Origin of the sequence: Streptomyces sp. NPDC050161 (assembly GCF_044460025.1) — a bacterium.
Classification (GTDB): domain Bacteria; phylum Actinomycetota; class Actinomycetes; order Streptomycetales; family Streptomycetaceae; genus Streptomyces.
Window position 1 is genome coordinate 97,903 of the sequence record NZ_JBITJM010000010.1, and the last position, 15,578, is coordinate 113,480.

Annotated in this window: 14 protein-coding genes and 1 pseudogene; 11 read left to right on the forward strand and 4 right to left on the reverse strand. The window is 70.5% G+C overall.

Going from position 1 to position 15,578, the window contains the following annotated elements; all coding sequences use genetic code 11:
• Nucleotides 1-31: 31 nt before the first annotated feature.
• Nucleotides 32-532, forward strand: coding sequence for a thiol peroxidase (gene tpx, locus ACIBK8_RS18495; RefSeq protein WP_399042916.1), 501 nt, complete (start codon nt 32-34; stop codon nt 530-532).
• A 98-nt stretch (nt 533-630) separates the two neighbouring features.
• Here the strand turns inward: tpx and ACIBK8_RS18500 are convergent, their stop codons facing one another.
• The gene (locus ACIBK8_RS18500; protein WP_399042917.1) at nt 631-1,074 is read right to left on the reverse strand and encodes an SRPBCC family protein; all 444 of its coding nucleotides are present in this window, start codon (nt 1,072-1,074) and stop codon (nt 631-633) included.
• Nucleotides 1,075-1,270: 196 nt separating this feature from the next.
• Between ACIBK8_RS18500 and ACIBK8_RS18505 the strand changes: the two genes are divergently transcribed.
• From ACIBK8_RS18505 to ACIBK8_RS18520, 4 genes and pseudogenes are all read left to right on the forward strand, one after another.
• Complete coding sequence (locus ACIBK8_RS18505) at nt 1,271-1,834, forward strand: DUF4352 domain-containing protein (protein WP_399042918.1); 564 nt, start codon at nt 1,271-1,273, stop codon at nt 1,832-1,834.
• Between the two features lie 203 nt (nt 1,835-2,037).
• A pseudogene (locus tag ACIBK8_RS18510) lies at nt 2,038-2,157 on the forward strand (short-chain dehydrogenase); the annotation flags it as partial.
• 146 nt (nt 2,158-2,303) lie between these two features.
• Entirely contained in the window at nt 2,304-3,071 is a 768-nt protein-coding gene (locus ACIBK8_RS18515) for a S1 family peptidase (RefSeq protein ID WP_399042919.1), read from the forward strand.
• A gap of 285 nt (nt 3,072-3,356) precedes the next feature.
• Nucleotides 3,357-4,844, forward strand: coding sequence for a M1 family metallopeptidase (locus ACIBK8_RS18520; protein ID WP_399042920.1), 1,488 nt, complete (start codon nt 3,357-3,359; stop codon nt 4,842-4,844).
• On the opposite strand, the gene ACIBK8_RS18525 is transcribed toward ACIBK8_RS18520, so the two are convergent.
• Together ACIBK8_RS18525 and ACIBK8_RS18530 are read right to left on the reverse strand one after the other, a co-directional pair.
• A complete protein-coding gene (locus ACIBK8_RS18525) occupies nt 4,805-5,152 on the reverse strand; it encodes a hypothetical protein (protein ID WP_399042921.1) in 348 nt (115 codons plus the stop codon). The genes ACIBK8_RS18520 and ACIBK8_RS18525 overlap by 40 nt on opposite strands.
• Before the next feature lie 87 nt (nt 5,153-5,239).
• On the reverse strand, nt 5,240-6,190 hold the full coding sequence (locus ACIBK8_RS18530) for a RimK family alpha-L-glutamate ligase (protein ID WP_399042922.1): 951 nt from the start codon (nt 6,188-6,190) through the stop codon (nt 5,240-5,242).
• A gap of 179 nt (nt 6,191-6,369) precedes the next feature.
• On the opposite strand from ACIBK8_RS18530, the gene ACIBK8_RS18535 reads away from it, so the two are divergent.
• Nucleotides 6,370-6,936, forward strand: coding sequence for a GNAT family N-acetyltransferase (locus tag ACIBK8_RS18535; protein ID WP_399042923.1), 567 nt, complete (start codon nt 6,370-6,372; stop codon nt 6,934-6,936).
• 40 nt (nt 6,937-6,976) lie between these two features.
• Here the strand turns inward: ACIBK8_RS18535 and ACIBK8_RS18540 are convergent, their stop codons facing one another.
• A complete protein-coding gene (locus tag ACIBK8_RS18540; RefSeq protein WP_227047577.1) occupies nt 6,977-7,588 on the reverse strand; it encodes a HEAT repeat domain-containing protein in 612 nt (203 codons plus the stop codon).
• A gap of 380 nt (nt 7,589-7,968) precedes the next feature.
• On the opposite strand from ACIBK8_RS18540, the gene ACIBK8_RS18545 reads away from it, so the two are divergent.
• The 5 genes from ACIBK8_RS18545 (at nt 7,969) to ACIBK8_RS18565 (ending at nt 15,578) form a co-directional block, all read left to right on the forward strand.
• Complete coding sequence (locus ACIBK8_RS18545) at nt 7,969-9,789, forward strand: 3-hydroxyacyl-CoA dehydrogenase family protein (protein ID WP_399042924.1); 1,821 nt, start codon at nt 7,969-7,971, stop codon at nt 9,787-9,789.
• 115 nt (nt 9,790-9,904) lie between these two features.
• The gene (locus ACIBK8_RS18550) at nt 9,905-10,705 is read left to right on the forward strand and encodes a TetR family transcriptional regulator (RefSeq protein ID WP_399042925.1); all 801 of its coding nucleotides are present in this window, start codon (nt 9,905-9,907) and stop codon (nt 10,703-10,705) included.
• A 521-nt stretch (nt 10,706-11,226) separates the two neighbouring features.
• The gene (gene ccrA, locus ACIBK8_RS18555; RefSeq protein ID WP_399042926.1) at nt 11,227-12,564 is read left to right on the forward strand and encodes a crotonyl-CoA carboxylase/reductase; all 1,338 of its coding nucleotides are present in this window, start codon (nt 11,227-11,229) and stop codon (nt 12,562-12,564) included.
• 39 nt (nt 12,565-12,603) lie between these two features.
• Nucleotides 12,604-14,616: a protein meaA gene (locus ACIBK8_RS18560; protein WP_399042927.1), complete on the forward strand. Its 2,013-nt coding sequence runs from the start codon at nt 12,604-12,606 to the stop codon at nt 14,614-14,616.
• The gene (locus ACIBK8_RS18565; RefSeq protein WP_399042928.1) at nt 14,613-15,578 is read left to right on the forward strand and encodes an HpcH/HpaI aldolase/citrate lyase family protein; all 966 of its coding nucleotides are present in this window, start codon (nt 14,613-14,615) and stop codon (nt 15,576-15,578) included. The genes ACIBK8_RS18560 and ACIBK8_RS18565 overlap by 4 nt, the downstream gene beginning before the upstream one ends.

Consider the following 15,578-nt stretch of genomic DNA (forward strand, 5'->3'; position numbering starts at 1 on the left):
GACGATGAACATCGCTGGTAGGAGGCTCTTGATGGCTCAGGTCACGTTGAAGGGAAACCCGGTTCAGGTCGACGGGCAGCTGCCCGAGGCCGGTGCCGAGGCACCGGCGTTCAGCCTGGTCGGCGAGGGGCTGGCGGACAAGTCGCTGAAGGACTTCGCCGGTCTGCGCAAGGTCTTGAACATCTTCCCGAGCGTCGACACCCCGACCTGCGCGAATTCCGTCCGCGCGTTCAACGCGAAGGCCGGCGAGCTGGACAACACCGTGGTGCTGTGCATCTCCGCCGACCTGCCGTTCGCCCAGGGCCGGTTCTGCGGTGCCGAGGGTCTGGAGCAGGTCAAGACCCTGTCCACGCTGCGAGGCCGCGAGTTCCACGAGACGTACGGCGTGGCCATCGCGGACGGCCCGCTGGCCGGCCTGACCGCGCGTGCCGTGATCGTGCTCGACGAGAACGACAAGGTGCTCCACTCGCAGCTGGTCGGCGAGATCTCGGAGGAGCCGAACTACGACGCCGCGCTCGCGGTCCTGGCCTGACACCCGGCCGACAGCCCGCAACGGAGCCCCGCTCCGGCCGGATCCACCGGCCGGAGCGGGGCTCCGTGCTGCGCTGCGTTTCCGCTGTCGCCCGGCGGTCACTTCTCCATGTGGGCGGCGAGGTTGGCGAGAATCTCGTCATAGATCCGGCCAAGGCCCTTGGGCGCGAAGGTCCGCTCGAAGAAGCCGCCGATGCCGCCGGCGCCCTGCCAGACCGTGGTGACGGCGACCTGGGCACGCTTCTCGCCCGCCGGGGTGACCACCCAGGTCGTGACCATGGAGGAGTTGCGGTCCTTCTCGACGAGCTGGCCGTCGGTCGGCTCGTCGACCTCCAGCAGGCAGTCCCGCACCCGCTTGCTGGTGGCCTGGAGCTTCCAGTGGACGAGCGTGCCCTTGCCGTCGCCGCCCTCGCGGACCTCGAACTCGCTGAACTGTCCGGGCAGCAGCTGTCGGCGCGTGCCGCTGTAGTCGGCGAGCGCGTCGAACACGTCCTCCGGGTCCGCCGCGATCTCGCGCTGCGTGGTGGCCTCGACCTGACCCATGTGTGTCTTCCTCCAGTATTCGGCGCCGGTCCTGCGATGCGACGCCAAGCCAACCACCACTGGGCTGCGCGCCCAAATTGGGGGCGTGACACCCGGCTTGCGGTCGCGGGCCCGCGCGGAAGACCCGCCTCCGGCATGCCGTAACCTGGCGCTCACTCGTGGGCAGGTGAGCCCGCCATGAACCTCGGGAACGCCCATGCGCCCATCCGCTCGCGTCGCCGCACTCGCCGCAGGCGCGCTGGTAACCGCCGTGCTCGCAACGGGTTGTTCGTCATCGGACGACACCCCTGACGCCGCCCACCCGGCCTCGGGGAAGGCGGCGGACAAGCCCGCGAAGACACCCGATGTCACCGTCGGCGAATCCGGCACCTACACGGCCGTCGACAGCGCCACGGGGACGGAGAAGAAGATGTCCGTCACGTTCAAGGACCTGCGGGCCGTGACACCGTCGGAGATCCACGCCACGAAGCAGCCCAAGGGCCAGTACGTCGTCCTCACACTCACCGTGAAGAACGTCGGGAGCAAGGACGGCGGTTTCCATCCGCAGGGCGTGCTGAAGTGGTCGGACGGCCAGGCAGCCGAGCAGGACGTCTCCACCCGGCAGAAGTCCGGCACCGGCGACAACCTCGACGCGACGTACCGGCCGGGCCAGAGCGTCACGGGCGATGTCGTCCTGGACATCCCGGGAGCGGGCGGCAAGGTGAACCTCTACGACGGCTCGAAGAGCCCGGCGGTCACCTTCGAGCTGCCGGCGGACTAGGTCCTGTCCGGAGTTGTGATCCTCGGGTTCCCGGCCCGTCCGGGCCGGGAACCCGGTAGGAACGTGGTGTGACGCGAGCGCAACTGACGGATGCTGAAGGGGAGTTCGCCTCGCCCTTCCCGCCGGTGTGTTCGCCGCGGTCCTCCACGGCGTGATCAACGGGGCCGCCCTGCGGGCCTGACCGGCCGGAAAGCAGCCGGGACACCCTGCTGCGCCGCGTCGGCACCGAGAAGGAGGTCGCCGAGGCGGCGGTCTTCCTCTTCCTCAACACGTACATGACGGGTTCGACGCTGATCCCGGATGGGGGATACGCGTGGCGTTGACGGGCACTCGTGCACGCGAGGCCGTCCCCGCGTGCGGTGGCGGGGACGGCGGAGATCTCTGACGCGGGTGCTGCTGGAGTCCCCCGTTACGAACCGCTCACATCGCGCGAGTCCGGCCATCACATCCCTTGCCCACGCTTGCGCACATGACACGGCTCAAGCGCGGCGCCCTGTGCGCCTTTCTGGCCTCCGCGACGGCATTACTCGTGGCGGCCCCTCCGGCCCAGGCCATCATCAATGGCGAAAAGGCCACGGAGAGCTACCCCTTCATGGGGTCGCTGCAGAACCCCCAATCACCCCGCCCCGACGGACATGCCTGCGGCGCGACCCTCGTGGACAAGGAATGGATGGTCACCGCCCGCCACTGTGTGGACGGGCGCGGCGGGTTCGACACCATGAAGGTGCGGATCGGTTCTCCGCGTGTGGACCGGGGTGGTGAAGTGATCGGTGTCGAGAAGGCCGTCTGGCCTTCCGGCGGCATCCACGGCGACGACATCGCTCTGATCAAGCTCAAGAGGCCCGCCGCGGCCACGCCGGCGCCCATCGCCACCGATGTTCCCGGACACCATGCCCCGGTGCGCATCCTCGGCTGGGGGCTGACCGGACCGAAGATGATTCCCGCCAACTGGCCCAAGGATCTGCGTCAACTCGACACCGAGCGGCTGCCCGACGGGAAGTGTGACGACTCGGGGATCGTCCACGGCAAGGAGATATGCATCGCCGCCGTCAACGGCCGCGGCGCGGCCACCATGGACTCCGGTGGCCCCGCCCTCATCAAGACCAAGGGCGCCTGGACCCTGGTCGGCGTCACCTCCGGCAGCGGAGCCGACCCCAACGTCGAGCCCGTCGACCCCACCGTCTACACCAACGTGACCATCAGGGCCGACTGGATCAAGTCCGTCATCAACTCCTGATCCCCGTCAACGGGAACGGGAACGAGACCGAGCGCGCGGCCGTCGGCGCCGTACGCCCGACCGCCGCGGCGCCCGTCCACGCCCCTTCATCCCGCCCGCTTCACCCGTCTCCGACGAGGCGCTCGGTGCCACGGGCGACCACAGTCCAGTCGCATTTCGCGATCACTCTCACCACGAAGGAAGACGCTCATGCACGTCGGAACACGTAAACGTACAACCCCTCGCACGGGAGTGTGCCGGGTCGGCCTCTGCTCGTTCACCGCTGCCGCAGCGGCTTTGGCCGTCGTGGTGACGGTAACCGGCGCGGGGAGCGCCGCGGCCACGGAGGACACGGCGAAGCCCGGTGCGCGGAGCATAGGCGACCGGCTGTTCTCCTATGTCGGCAATGGCGGCTACCACGTGCGGTCCTACGACGTGGCATACGACTACCGGCCGGACACCACGAAGATGGCGTCGTCCGTGCGGGTGGACGCGGTGGCCACGCAGGATCTTTCCGAGTTCAGCCTGGACGCGGCCGGGATGACGTTCACCTCGGTCACGGTCGACGGCAAGGCGGCCGCCTTCCGCAGCAAGGGCGAGAAACTCATCATCACCCCCGCACACGCCCTGCCGAACGGGCAGACGTTCCGCGTCGAGGTCGCTTACACCGCCGACCGTTCAGCTCAGCCCCCGTCCCCGGCCACCCCGTCCCCGGCCACCTCGGACCGGACACGCTCCACGCTCCTGTCCCCGGCCACCCCGCCCTCGTCCGAACCGCAGCCGTCGCACCACCCCCTCTCCGGCTGGTGGGACTCCTCGGACAAGGGCAAGGGGTTCGCGGTGCTGGGCCAGCCCGACCGGGCCCACCTGTTCTTCCCGATGAACGACCATCCCAGCGACAAAGCACGTGTCACCTTCCGTATCACCGTTCCCAAGAACCTGACGGCGGTGGCGAACGGCACGCTGCGCCGGACCACCACGAAGGGGGACCGCACCACGTACGTGTACGGCACGCGCGACCCGATCCCCACCGAGGTCGTCCAAGTGGCGGTCGGCCATTACAAGAAGATCTCCGCAACCGGCCCCGGCGGTCTCCCGCTGCGCAGCTACGTGCCCGCGGAAAAGATCGACAAGGCCAGGCCGTACGTGGACCAGATCGGCAAGCAGATCGCCTGGGTACAGAAAAAGATCGGCAGTGCCTACCCCTACGAGACCTACGGTGTCCTGGTTCCCGAGGGGGACTACCCGGGAGCAGCCCTGGAAACAGCGACACGGCCGACCATGGCGCTGGGCGGACCGAACGATGCGCCGACCATGGTCCATGAGCTGGTCCACCAGTACTTCGGCAACGCCGTCTCGCTCAAGAGTTGGGACGACATGTGGATCAGCGAAGGTCACGCCTCCTACTACACGTTGCGCTACATGGACGAAACGAAGGACACCCCGCTGAAGGAGAGCATGGACCGCACCTACGAGTTCGACCAGGAGAAGCGCCCGGTGGCCGGGCCGCCCGGTCGGCTCAAGGACCCCGGTGAGGTCCTTGGCGCTACCAACGCGCCTGGCGTCCTCATGCTCCACGGCCTCGACCTCCAGGTCGGCGACGCGACGTTCCAGAAGATCGAGAAGACCTTCTTCGAGCGTTTCCGCAACAAGACCGCCTCGACCCAGGACTACATCAACGTCGCCAACGAAGTCTCCGGACGAGACTTCAGCGCCTACATCAAGAGCTGGATCTACGGCGCGAAAACACCGCCCTACCCCGCCTCGACACCCGCTTCGACGCAGACCGGGTGACACAAGGTTCCAGCAGCCGGCCCACCGTCCCGAACCTGACCCACCACGACACCTGGGAGCACCACCGGAAACTCGTCCATGACGGCGTGCGCCACGACGTGGAGCTGCACGCCCGGCTGGTCGGTGATCTCGCTCCTCGGGTGTCCGGTGTGATGCAGGCCGGGCGGTAGGTCAGCAGGACGTTGCCGGAACGCGGCCATGTGCGCGTACCCCGCCCGGCCGAACAGCACGGTGTCGATAGAGGCGTTGCCCTGGTTGGCGAACTCGAAGTACTCGGCGCCGATGTCCGGCCGGTGATGGCGATGCACGAGCACGGTGAAGCCGGCAGGAATGCTCGGTCTCCGACATCTTCGGCGACCGGCGGACCTTGAGCGGGCAGGGCGGGCCCGCGAAGCTCAGGGAGACAGGTCCGGGCTCCCGTCGTCCGGGCCGTCGTGCAGCCGGCGGTCGATGCAGTCGATGATGGCGGGGACGACCGCCGTCATCTGCGGGCGCCAGCCCGGGACCGCGTTGACCTCGCAGATGGTGTGGGCGCCGGTGGCGGTGAAGAGGAGGTCGACGCCGGCGATGGTGAGGCCCAGCGCCCGCGCGGCCAGGACCGCGAGGGCTTCGGCCTCCGGGTAGCGGCCGGCGCAGAGGCCGGCGGAGCCGCCTCTGGTGACGTTCGAGGCGAGGGCGCCGTCGCGAGAAGTGCGTACCGCGGCGGCGACGGGTTCACCGTCCACGATGACGACGCGCAGGTCGCGCCCGTGGGAGGAGGCCACGTACTGCTGGAAGAGCAGGGGCACGTCGTGGGCGGCACCGTCAGCCGTCCCCCGCAGCGTGGGGAGGTCCGGCGCGAGGAACACGTCCGTGCCCCCGAAACCGTTGACGGACTTGACCACGCAGGGCACGTCGAGACCGGGGGTGCGGACGACACGGTCCAACGGCGTGGTGGCGTAGGAGAGCGACGCGGGGACCGGTAAGCCGGCCACGGCCAGTTCTTGCAGCTGCCAGAACTTGTTCCGGCAAGTGGCATGCGATTCCTGCGAGTTGATGAGCGTGCTGCCCATGCGTTCCAGGTGGCGCAGGAGCGTCACTTCGTGGTCGTGGCGCGTCGAGCCGGGTACCTGTCGTACGCAGATGACCTTCGGGGCGGGCAGGTCATCGCCGGCCGGTGTGCGCAGGATCAGCCGCCCGTCCTGGACGCCGATGAGCAGCTCGTCCGTGTGCCGGACGGCGAAGCGGGAGCCGTACGCCGCCGCGAGCGCGTCGGCCAGCACACGTGTCGATGCCAACGGCACGGCCGGACGGCTGCGCACCAGCAGCCAGACGTCGGGAACCGACCGCTTCAACGACGCCGCCATGTATCCACCTTCATCTCGGCAAACCCCACCGGAACCGGCGGGACTCTTCCCCGGCCTGCGCCCTGTCCGGTCCGTACGGCGGGCACGCGGGCCACGTGGAGTGTGTCCGGCAGCCGCTCCGCCCCGCCCCGTCGACAAACCACGTGCCGTATCTCCGCCCGCCCCCTAGCCTGCCGCACATGGACGCAGCACGGGAGCGGGCGCCGCAGTGCGTACGCGAGTTGGCCGAAGCCGATATCGACGCGGTCGCCGTCCTGCGGGTGTGCGGGTGGCGGGCGGCGTACGCCGGTCTGATGCCGCAGACGTATCTGGACTCGATGAGCGCGGCGGAGGACGCCGAGCGGCACCGGGCGCGCTTCCGGCGCCGGCCGCCCGGGGTGTCCGAACTGGTCGCGGAACGCGCCGGGCAGGTCATCGGCTGGGCCGCCGTCGGACCCGCGCGCGATCCCGATCTGGCCGCGCCCGGCGGCGGGGCGCCCGACGCCGGTGAGCTGCTGGCCCTCTACGTCGCGCCCGCCCTGATCGGCACGGGTGCCGGGCGCACACTCCTGGCGGCGGCGGAGGAACGGGCGCGGGCCGCCGGCTTCGGCCTGCTCTGCCTGTGGGTGGTGCGCGGCAACGCACGTGCCCGCCGGTTCTACGAACGGGCCGGATTCACACCGGACGGCGCCGAGGAGGCGTCCGATGCGGGCGGCGTGCGCGTCCCCGAACTGCGGTACCGCAGGCCGGTGGTGGCGGCGCCGTAGGGCGGGCCCGTGGGTTCCGCGGCCACCCGCCGCCGCGCCGTCAGCCGCCCCCCTCGTGGACCCCGAGCCGGGCCAGCGAGGCGGCGGCTGCCGCGGCCAGCCGGGGATGGGCCGCGGCGGCGCTCAGGGCGGGCACCGCGCGGCGGTCGCCCAGGGCGCCGAGCCCTTCGACGCAGGCGAGCGCGACCCGCCAGTACGGGTTGTACGGGGTCAGCAGCCGCTCCAGGGTGGCGATCAGCGCCGGGACCGACTGCGGGGCGCGCAGCTCGGCGAGCAGCCGTACGGGGTGCAGCGCGTAGGCGGTGCGCAGCGGGTTGGTGGCGAGCGCGGCGGCGGCGCGGGCGGTGCGCGGGTCGCCGAGCCTGGCCAGGGCGTAGGCGGCGGTGGCGCAGCGCACCGGATCGCGGTAGTTCAGCAGCAGCACCAGCGTCTCGAAGGCCCGCTTGTCCCCGGCGCAGCCGAGGACGAAGGCGGCGATCTCGCGGGTCCACAGCGGGCGTTCGACGGCGACCAGCAGTCCGGCCAGTTCCTCGCGCCCCGCCGGGCTTCCCTTACGGGCCAGCCCGAGCAGCCGTTCGTACGCCAACAGATCCTGTGGGGAGCGGAGTTCGGTCCGCACCCGGTCGGTCAACTCGTGGAATTCCTCTTCCATATGACGCATACCCTCCCGCCTGCCCCCCGGTTCGCGTGATGTGGCCCGCACCACGCCTTCATGCCCCGCACTACCCCTGGACCTTCGGTTACCCACCGGTTAACCTGCTGGAACGAGCAGCACCCCTGCTCCGGGCGGCCTGGTGACGCAGCCGCCACAGCGTGAAGTCGGTTCGGTACACCCAGCACGACACCTGTACGGAGAACACGGCACGGCCCCGGGACAGGGCCCGCCGCCTCTCCTTCCCCGCGCAGCGCTGCCCGCAGTGCTCCGGCCTCCCGTGGCGCCCGCCGCGGACCGGCCGCCGTGCGCCGCCGCGCGGACACACCCCAGTCGTCACCTCTCCCCTGTCGCAGGGGAACACCCTCTGGAGTCTCGCGATGGACCGTCAGTCCACCTCAGACCACTCTTCCGACGCCGCATCCCCGTCCCTCGCCACCGTGGCCGTCGTCGGCCTCGGCACCATGGGCACCCAGATCGCCGAAGTGCTCACCCGCGCGGGGCGCGAGGTCATCGGCATCGACACCGATGACGCGGCGGCCCGTGCCGCCGTCGAAGCCCTCGGCGCCGCCACCGCCCGCGCCGTGCGGCGCGAGCGGATCACCGAGCGGGAGCGGCAGGCCGTCCTGTCCCGTTTCCGTACCTTCTCCGGCCTTGAGGCGGCGGCGGACGCCGACCTCGTCATCGAGGTGGTGCCCGAGGACTACGAGCTGAAGCGGCGGGTCTTCACGGCGCTGGACGGCATCGTGCGCCCCGACACGATCCTGGCGACCGGCACCAACGCCCTGTCGGTGACCCGGCTCGCGGCCGATTCGCTGCGCCCCGAGCGGGTGCTCGGCGTGCACTTCTTCAACCCGGCGCCCGCCATGAAACTGGTCGAGGTGGTCTCGTCGGTGCTGACCGCGCCGACCGCCGTCACTGCGGTCACCGCGCTCGCCCGCGACCTGGGCAAGGACCCGATCGCGGTCGGCGACCGCCCCGGCTTCGTCGCCGACGGCCTGCTCTTCGGCTACCTCAACCAGGCCGCGGCGATGTACGAGTCCAAGTACGCCACCCGTGAGGACATCGACGCGGCGATGCGGCTCGGCTGCGGGCTGCCGATGGGGCCGCTGGCGCTGCTCGACCTGATCGGCGTGGACACCGCGCGCACGGTCCTGGAGGCGATGTACGCGCAGTCCCACGACCGGCTGCACGCCCCGGCGCCGGTACTCGGCCAACTCGCCGAGGCCGGGCTGACCGGCCGCAAGGCGGGCCGCGGCTTCTACACGTACGAGGCGCCGGGCAGCGCCACGGTCGTGCCGGACCCGCAGAGCCCCGACGGGTCGGGCGCGGGCGGCGCGGGCCGTCCGGTGCGCCGCGTCGGTGTCGCCGGTTCGGGGACGATGGCGGGCGGCATCGCCGAGGTCTTCGCGAAGGCGGGCTACGAGGTGGTGCTGGCCGGCCGCAGCGCCGAGAAGGCGGAGCGGGCGAAGGCCGGGATCGCGAAGTCGCTGGGCCGCTCGGTGGACAAGGGCAGGCTGACCGCCGAAGCGCGCGACGCCGCGCTGGCCACGATCACCACGGCCGGTTCCCTGGACGCGTTCGCCGACGTCGATCTGGCCGTCGAGGCGGTGGCCGAGGACCTGGCGGTCAAGCAGGAGCTGTTCGCGGCCCTGGACAAGGTCTGCAAGCCCGGCGCCGTGCTGGCCACCACCACCTCGTCGCTGCCGGTCGTCGCCTGTGCCCGCGCCACCTCCCGGCCGCAGGACGTCATCGGGATGCACTTCTTCAACCCCGCGCCCGCCATGAAGCTGGTGGAGGTGGTGCGGACGGTGCTGACCGCCGACGACGTGCACGCCACCGTGCGGGAGGTCTGCGCCGCGGTCCGCAAGCACCCGGTGGACTGCGGCGACCGGGCCGGGTTCATCGTGAACGCGCTGCTGTTCCCGTACCTGAACAACGCGATCAAGATGGTCCAGGAGCACTACGCGACGCTGGACGACATCGACGCCGCCATGAAGCTCGGCGGCGGCTACCCGATGGGGCCCTTCGAACTCCTCGACGTGGTCGGCCTGGACGTCTCGCTGGCCATCGAGAAGGTGCTGCACGCCGAGTTCCGCGACCCGGGGCTCGCCCCCGCGCCGCTGCTGGAGCACCTCGTCGCGGCGGGCTGCCTCGGCCGCAAGACCGGCCGCGGCTTCCGTGAGTACGCCCGGCGCTGACCGGTGGGGCGGATGGGGCGGGCTGCTGGAGCCTTCCGGCAGCCCGCCCCAGGCCATGGGGCCGCGGGCGGCACCGAATGCCACAGGCCGGATGAATATGCAGTACCGTCCCCACATGTCCCAGCCCGCTCGCCCGCAGTCATCCGACGCACCGGAATCCGCCACTCCCGGTACCCGCCGCGCAGCCGCCCAGCGGCTCAAAATGCGCCGCGAACTCTCGGCTGCGGCTATGGAGTTGTTCGCGACCAAGGGCTACGAAGCGACCACGGTCGACGAGATCGCGGCCACCGCCGGCGTCGCCCGGCGCACGTTCTTCCGCCACTTCCGCTCCAAGGAAGAGGCGATCTTCCCCGACCACGACGACACCCTGGTCCGCGCCGAGGCCGTCCTGGACGCCGCCCCGCCGCACGAGAACCCGCTCGACACGGTCTGCCGCGGCATCAAGGAAGTCATGCGGATGTACGCGGCGTCACCCGCCGTGTCCGTGGCCCGGTACCACCTCACCCGTGAGGTGCCCACGCTCCGGGAGGCCGAGATCGCCTCGGTGGCCCGTTACGAGCGGCTGTTCACCCGCTACCTCCTGGGCCACTTCGACGAGGGCGCGCACCACGAGGGCGACGACGATCCGCTGCTCGCCGAGGTCGCCGCGTCGGCGGTGGTCACCGCGCACAACCACGTGCTGCGGCGCTGGCTGCGGGCCGGTGCCCGGGGGGACGTCGAGACCCAGCTCGACCACGCCTTCGAGATCGTCAGGGAGACCTTCGGCACCGGGATCGGCGCGGGCCGTGCGGCGTCCGGGGAGGCGGCGCCCGCGACCGTCTCGCGCGAGGGCGAGGTGCTGGTGACGGTGGCCCGTACGGACGCCCCGCTGGACGAGATCATGCGCACCATCGAGCGGGCGCTGAAGAAGCGCTGAACGACGGGCGCCAGGACGCCCGTGACGACCCACGCCCCCGGAGGCCGCGCGACCGCGGCCCCGGGGGCGCCGTCTTTCCGGTGCGCGCCGCCCCGCCGGCGACCCCATCTCCCGCCCCGGCAGGGCGATATGAACGATCATCCATCGCTCCGGACCCTCCTTTGAACGATCATCGCTCAGATGTGACGACTTTCTTTCAATTGAGAGAAAGTCATGGCACTCAGTGTCTTGTCGCCTGGCACGCGGTGTCATAGCGTGAAGCCGTCCGGGCGACCGGCGCGCGGCACCTTTCGCGGGCCGGCTGTCCCAGCAGCCCTGCGCGGCTGCCCGCCCGGACGCCTGCGTCACAGGCAACCCCCGCGCCCACCCGCGCTGCCAGGCCCCGCGCCCCGCGCCGCCGCGACCCCGCAGCGGCAACGGAAACGGAGCCACCCCGGCCGAACCGACGGCACCACGCCCCGATCCACCCCCGACGTTCCCTCAAGCCGTTCCCCGAAGACGAGCTTCGCCGGAGGCACACCATGAACGAAATCCTGGACGCGATCCTCGCGCCCGACAGCACCAGCGACGACTTCGCCGCCCTGCCGCTCCCCGAGTCCTACCGCGCGGTCACCGTGCACAAGGACGAGGCCGAGATGTTCGCCGGGCTCGCCACCAAGGACAAGGACCCCCGCAAGTCCCTGCACGTCGACGACGTGGCGGTGCCCGAACTGGGGCCGGGCGAGGCGCTGGTCGCCGTCATGGCCTCCTCGGTCAACTACAACTCCGTGTGGACGTCGATCTTCGAGCCGATGTCGACCTTCGGCTTCCTGGAGCGCTACGGCAAGCTCTCCCCGCTCACCAAGCGGCACGACCTGCCGTACCACGTCATCGGCTCCGACCTCGCCGGCGTGGTGCTGCGCACCGGCCCCGGCGTCAACTCCTGGGGGCCTGGCGACGAGGTCGTCGCGCACTGCCTCTCCGTCGAGCTGGAGTCGTCCGACGGGCACAACGACACGATGCTCGACCCCGAGCAGCGGATCTGGGGCTTCGAGACCAACTTCGGCGGACTCGCCGAGATCGCCCTGGTCAAGTCCAACCAGCTGATGCCCAAGCCGAAGCACCTGAGCTGGGAGGAGGCGGCGGCGCCAGGACTGGTCAACTCGACCGCCTACCGCCAGCTCGTCTCCCGCAACGGCGCCGGCATGAAGCAGGGCGACAACGTGCTGATCTGGGGCGCGAGCGGCGGACTCGGCAGCTACGCCACCCAGTTCGCGCTGGCCGGCGGCGCCAACCCGATCTGTGTGGTCTCCAGCGACCAGAAGGCGGAGATCTGCCGGAAGATGGGCGCCCAGGCGATCATCGACCGCAACGCCGAGGGCTACCGGTTCTGGAAGGACGAGCAGAACCAGGACCCGCGCGAGTGGAAGCGCTTCGGCAAGCGGATCCGCGAACTGACCGGCGGCGAGGACGTGGACATCGTCTTCGAGCACCCGGGCCGCGAGACCTTCGGCGCCTCCGTGTACGTCACGCGCAAGGGCGGCACCATCGTCACCTGCGCCTCGACCTCCGGCTACACCCACGAGTACGACAACCGCTACCTGTGGATGTCGCTGAAGCGGATCGTCGGCTCGCACTTCGCCAACTACCGGGAGGCGTGGGAGGCCAACCGCCTGATCGCCAAGGGCAAGATCCACCCGACGCTGTCGAAGACGTACTCCCTGGAGGAGACCGGGCAGGCGGCGTACGACGTGCACCGCAACCTCCACCAGGGCAAGGTCGGCGTGCTGGCGCTGGCGCCCGAGGAGGGCATGGGCGTGCGCGACCAGGAGATGCGTGAGCGGCACCTCGACGCCATCAACCGGTTCCGGGACGCCTGAGCCCGCCGGGAACCTGAACCACGAGGATACGGGTCAGATATGACTGAGCGTCAGAAGGACCGTCCGTGGCTGATGCGGACATACGCCGGGCACTCCACGGCCGAGGCGTCCAACGAGCTGTACCGGCGCAACCTCGCCAAGGGCCAGACCGGCCTGTCGGTCGCGTTCGACCTGCCGACGCAGACCGGCTACGACCCCGATCACGTCCTCGCCCGCGGCGAGGTCGGCCGGGTCGGGGTGCCGGTCTCCCATCTCGGTGACATGCGGCGGCTGTTCCAGGACATCCCGCTGGACCGGATGAACACCTCGATGACCATCAACGCGACGGCCATGTGGCTGCTGGCGATGTACCAGGTGGTGGCCGAGGAGCAGGGCGCCGACATCACCAAGCTGTCGGGGACGACGCAGAACGACATCGTCAAGGAATACCTCTCGCGCGGGACGCACGTCTTCCCGCCCGGACCCTCGCTGCGGCTGACCACCGACATGATCACGTACACGGTCAACCACATCCCGAAGTGGAACCCGATCAACATCTGCAGCTACCACCTCCAGGAGGCGGGGGCCACTCCGGTCCAGGAGATCTCGTACGCGATGTCCACCGCGATCGCCGTGCTCGACGCGGTGTTCGCGTCAGGACAGGTCCCCGACGACCGCAAGGGCGACGTGGTGGCCCGCATCTCGTTCTTCGTGAACGCGGGCGTCAGGTTCGTCGAGGAGATGTGCAAGATGCGGGCGTTCTCCCGCATCTGGGACCAGGTCACCCGCGAGCGCTACGGCATCGAGAACGCCAAGCAGCGCCGCTTCCGCTACGGCGTCCAGGTCAACTCGCTCGGCCTGACCGAGGCACAGCCCGAGAACAACGTCCAGCGCATCGTGCTGGAGATGCTGGCCGTGACGCTCTCCAAGGACGCCCGCGCGCGTGCCGTGCAACTGCCCGCCTGGAACGAGGCGCTGGGCCTGCCCAGGCCCTGGGACCAGCAGTGGTCGCTGCGCATCCAGCAGGTGCTGGCCCACGAGTCGGACCTGCTGGAGTACGAGGACATCTTCGCCGGCTCGCACGTCATCGAGGCCAAGGTGGACGCGCTGGTCGACGAGTGCCTGGCCGAGATCGACCGCATCCAGGAGATGGGCGGCGCGATGGCGGCCGTCGAGTCCGGCTACCTCAAGTCGCAGCTGGTGTCCTCGCACGCCGAGCGGCGGGCCAGGATCGAGGCGGGCGAGGAGAAGATCGTCGGCGTCAACTGCTTCGAGGGCACCGAACCGAACCCGCTGACCGCCGACCTCGACACCGCGATCATGACGGTCGACCCGGCCAACGAGGCGCGCGTGGTGCGGGCGTTGCACGAGTGGCGCGACAACCGCGACGAGACCCGCGCCCAGGAGTCGCTGTCCGCCCTGAAGAAGACCGCTGCGGGTGACGGCAACCTCTTCGCCGCCACCCTGGAGTGCGCCCGCGCCGGCGTGACGACCGGCGAGTGGGCCTGGGCGCTGCGCGACGTGTTCGGCGAGTTCCGGGCGCCGACGGGGGTATCCGGCGCGCCGCTCGCCGTCACCGCCGAGGCCGGCACTCCGCTCGCCCGGGTCCGCGACAAGGTCGCCAAGACCGCCGCCGACCTCGGCAGCGGCAAACTGCGGCTGCTGGTCGGCAAGCCGGGACTCGACGGTCACAGCAACGGCGCCGAGCAGATCGCCGTACGGGCCAGGGACGCCGGGTTCGAGGTGGTCTACCAGGGCATCAGGCTCACCCCCGAGCAGATCGTCTCGGCCGCCGTCGCCGAGGACGTGCACTGCGTGGGCCTGTCGATCCTGTCCGGTTCGCACGCCGAACTCGTCCCCGACGTGCTGGACCGGCTGCGCCGCACCGGCGTCGACGACCTGCCGGTCATCGTCGGCGGCATCATCCCCTCCGCCGACGCAGCCGCGCTCCGGGAAGCCGGGGTCGCCGCCGTGTTCACCCCGAAGGACTTCGGCATCACGGAGATCATCGGCCGGATCGTCGACGAGATCCGCGCAGCGAACAAGCTCGATCCCCTGGAGGTCACCGCATGACTGCCGCTGTCGGCCGGTTGCGACCGCGCCGCTCCTGTCTCGCGGTCCCCGGCAGCAACCCGCGCTTCCTGGAGAAGGCCCAGGGCCTGCCGGCGGACCAGGTCTTCCTCGACCTGGAGGACGCCTGCGCTCCGCTCGCCAAGGAGGGCGCACGGCACACCATCGTGGACGCGCTCAACAAGGGCGACTGGACGGGCAAGACCCGCGTCGTCCGGGTCAACGACTGGACCACGCAGTGGACCTACCGCGACGTCGTCACGGTCGTCGAGGGCGCGGGCCACCACCTCGACTGCCTCATGCTGCCGAAGGTCCAGGACGCCCACCAGGTCATCGCGCTCGACCTGCTGCTGACGCAGATCGAGAAGACCATGGGCCTCGACGTGGGCCGGATCGGCATCGAGGCGCAGATCGAGAACGCCAAGGGCCTGGTGAACATCGACGCCATCGCCGGCGCCTCGCCCCGCCTGGAGACCCTCATCTTCGGCCCGGCCGACTTCATGGCGTCGATCAACATGAAGACCCTGGTGGTCGGCGAGCAGCCGCCCGGCTACGGCGCGGACGCCTACCACTACATCCTGATGCGCATCCTGATGGCGGCCCGTACCCACGGCCTCCAGGCGATCGACGGCCCCTACCTCCAGATCAAGAACGTCGACGGCTACCGCGAGGTCGCCGGGCGGGCCGCGGCCCTCGGCTTCGACGGCAAGTGGGTGCTGCACCCCGGCCAGGTGGAGGCCGCCAACGAGGCCTTCTCGCCGTCGCAGGACGACTACGACCACGCCGAGCTGATCCTCGACGCCTACGAGTGGTGCACGTCGGAAGCCGGCGGCACGAAGGGCTCGGCGATGCTCGGCGACGAGATGATCGACGAGGCCAGCCGCAAGATGGCGCTGGTCGTCGCAGGCAAGGGACGGGCAGCCGGTCTGACCCGTACGTCCACGTTCGAAGCCCCGGAGGCGTGA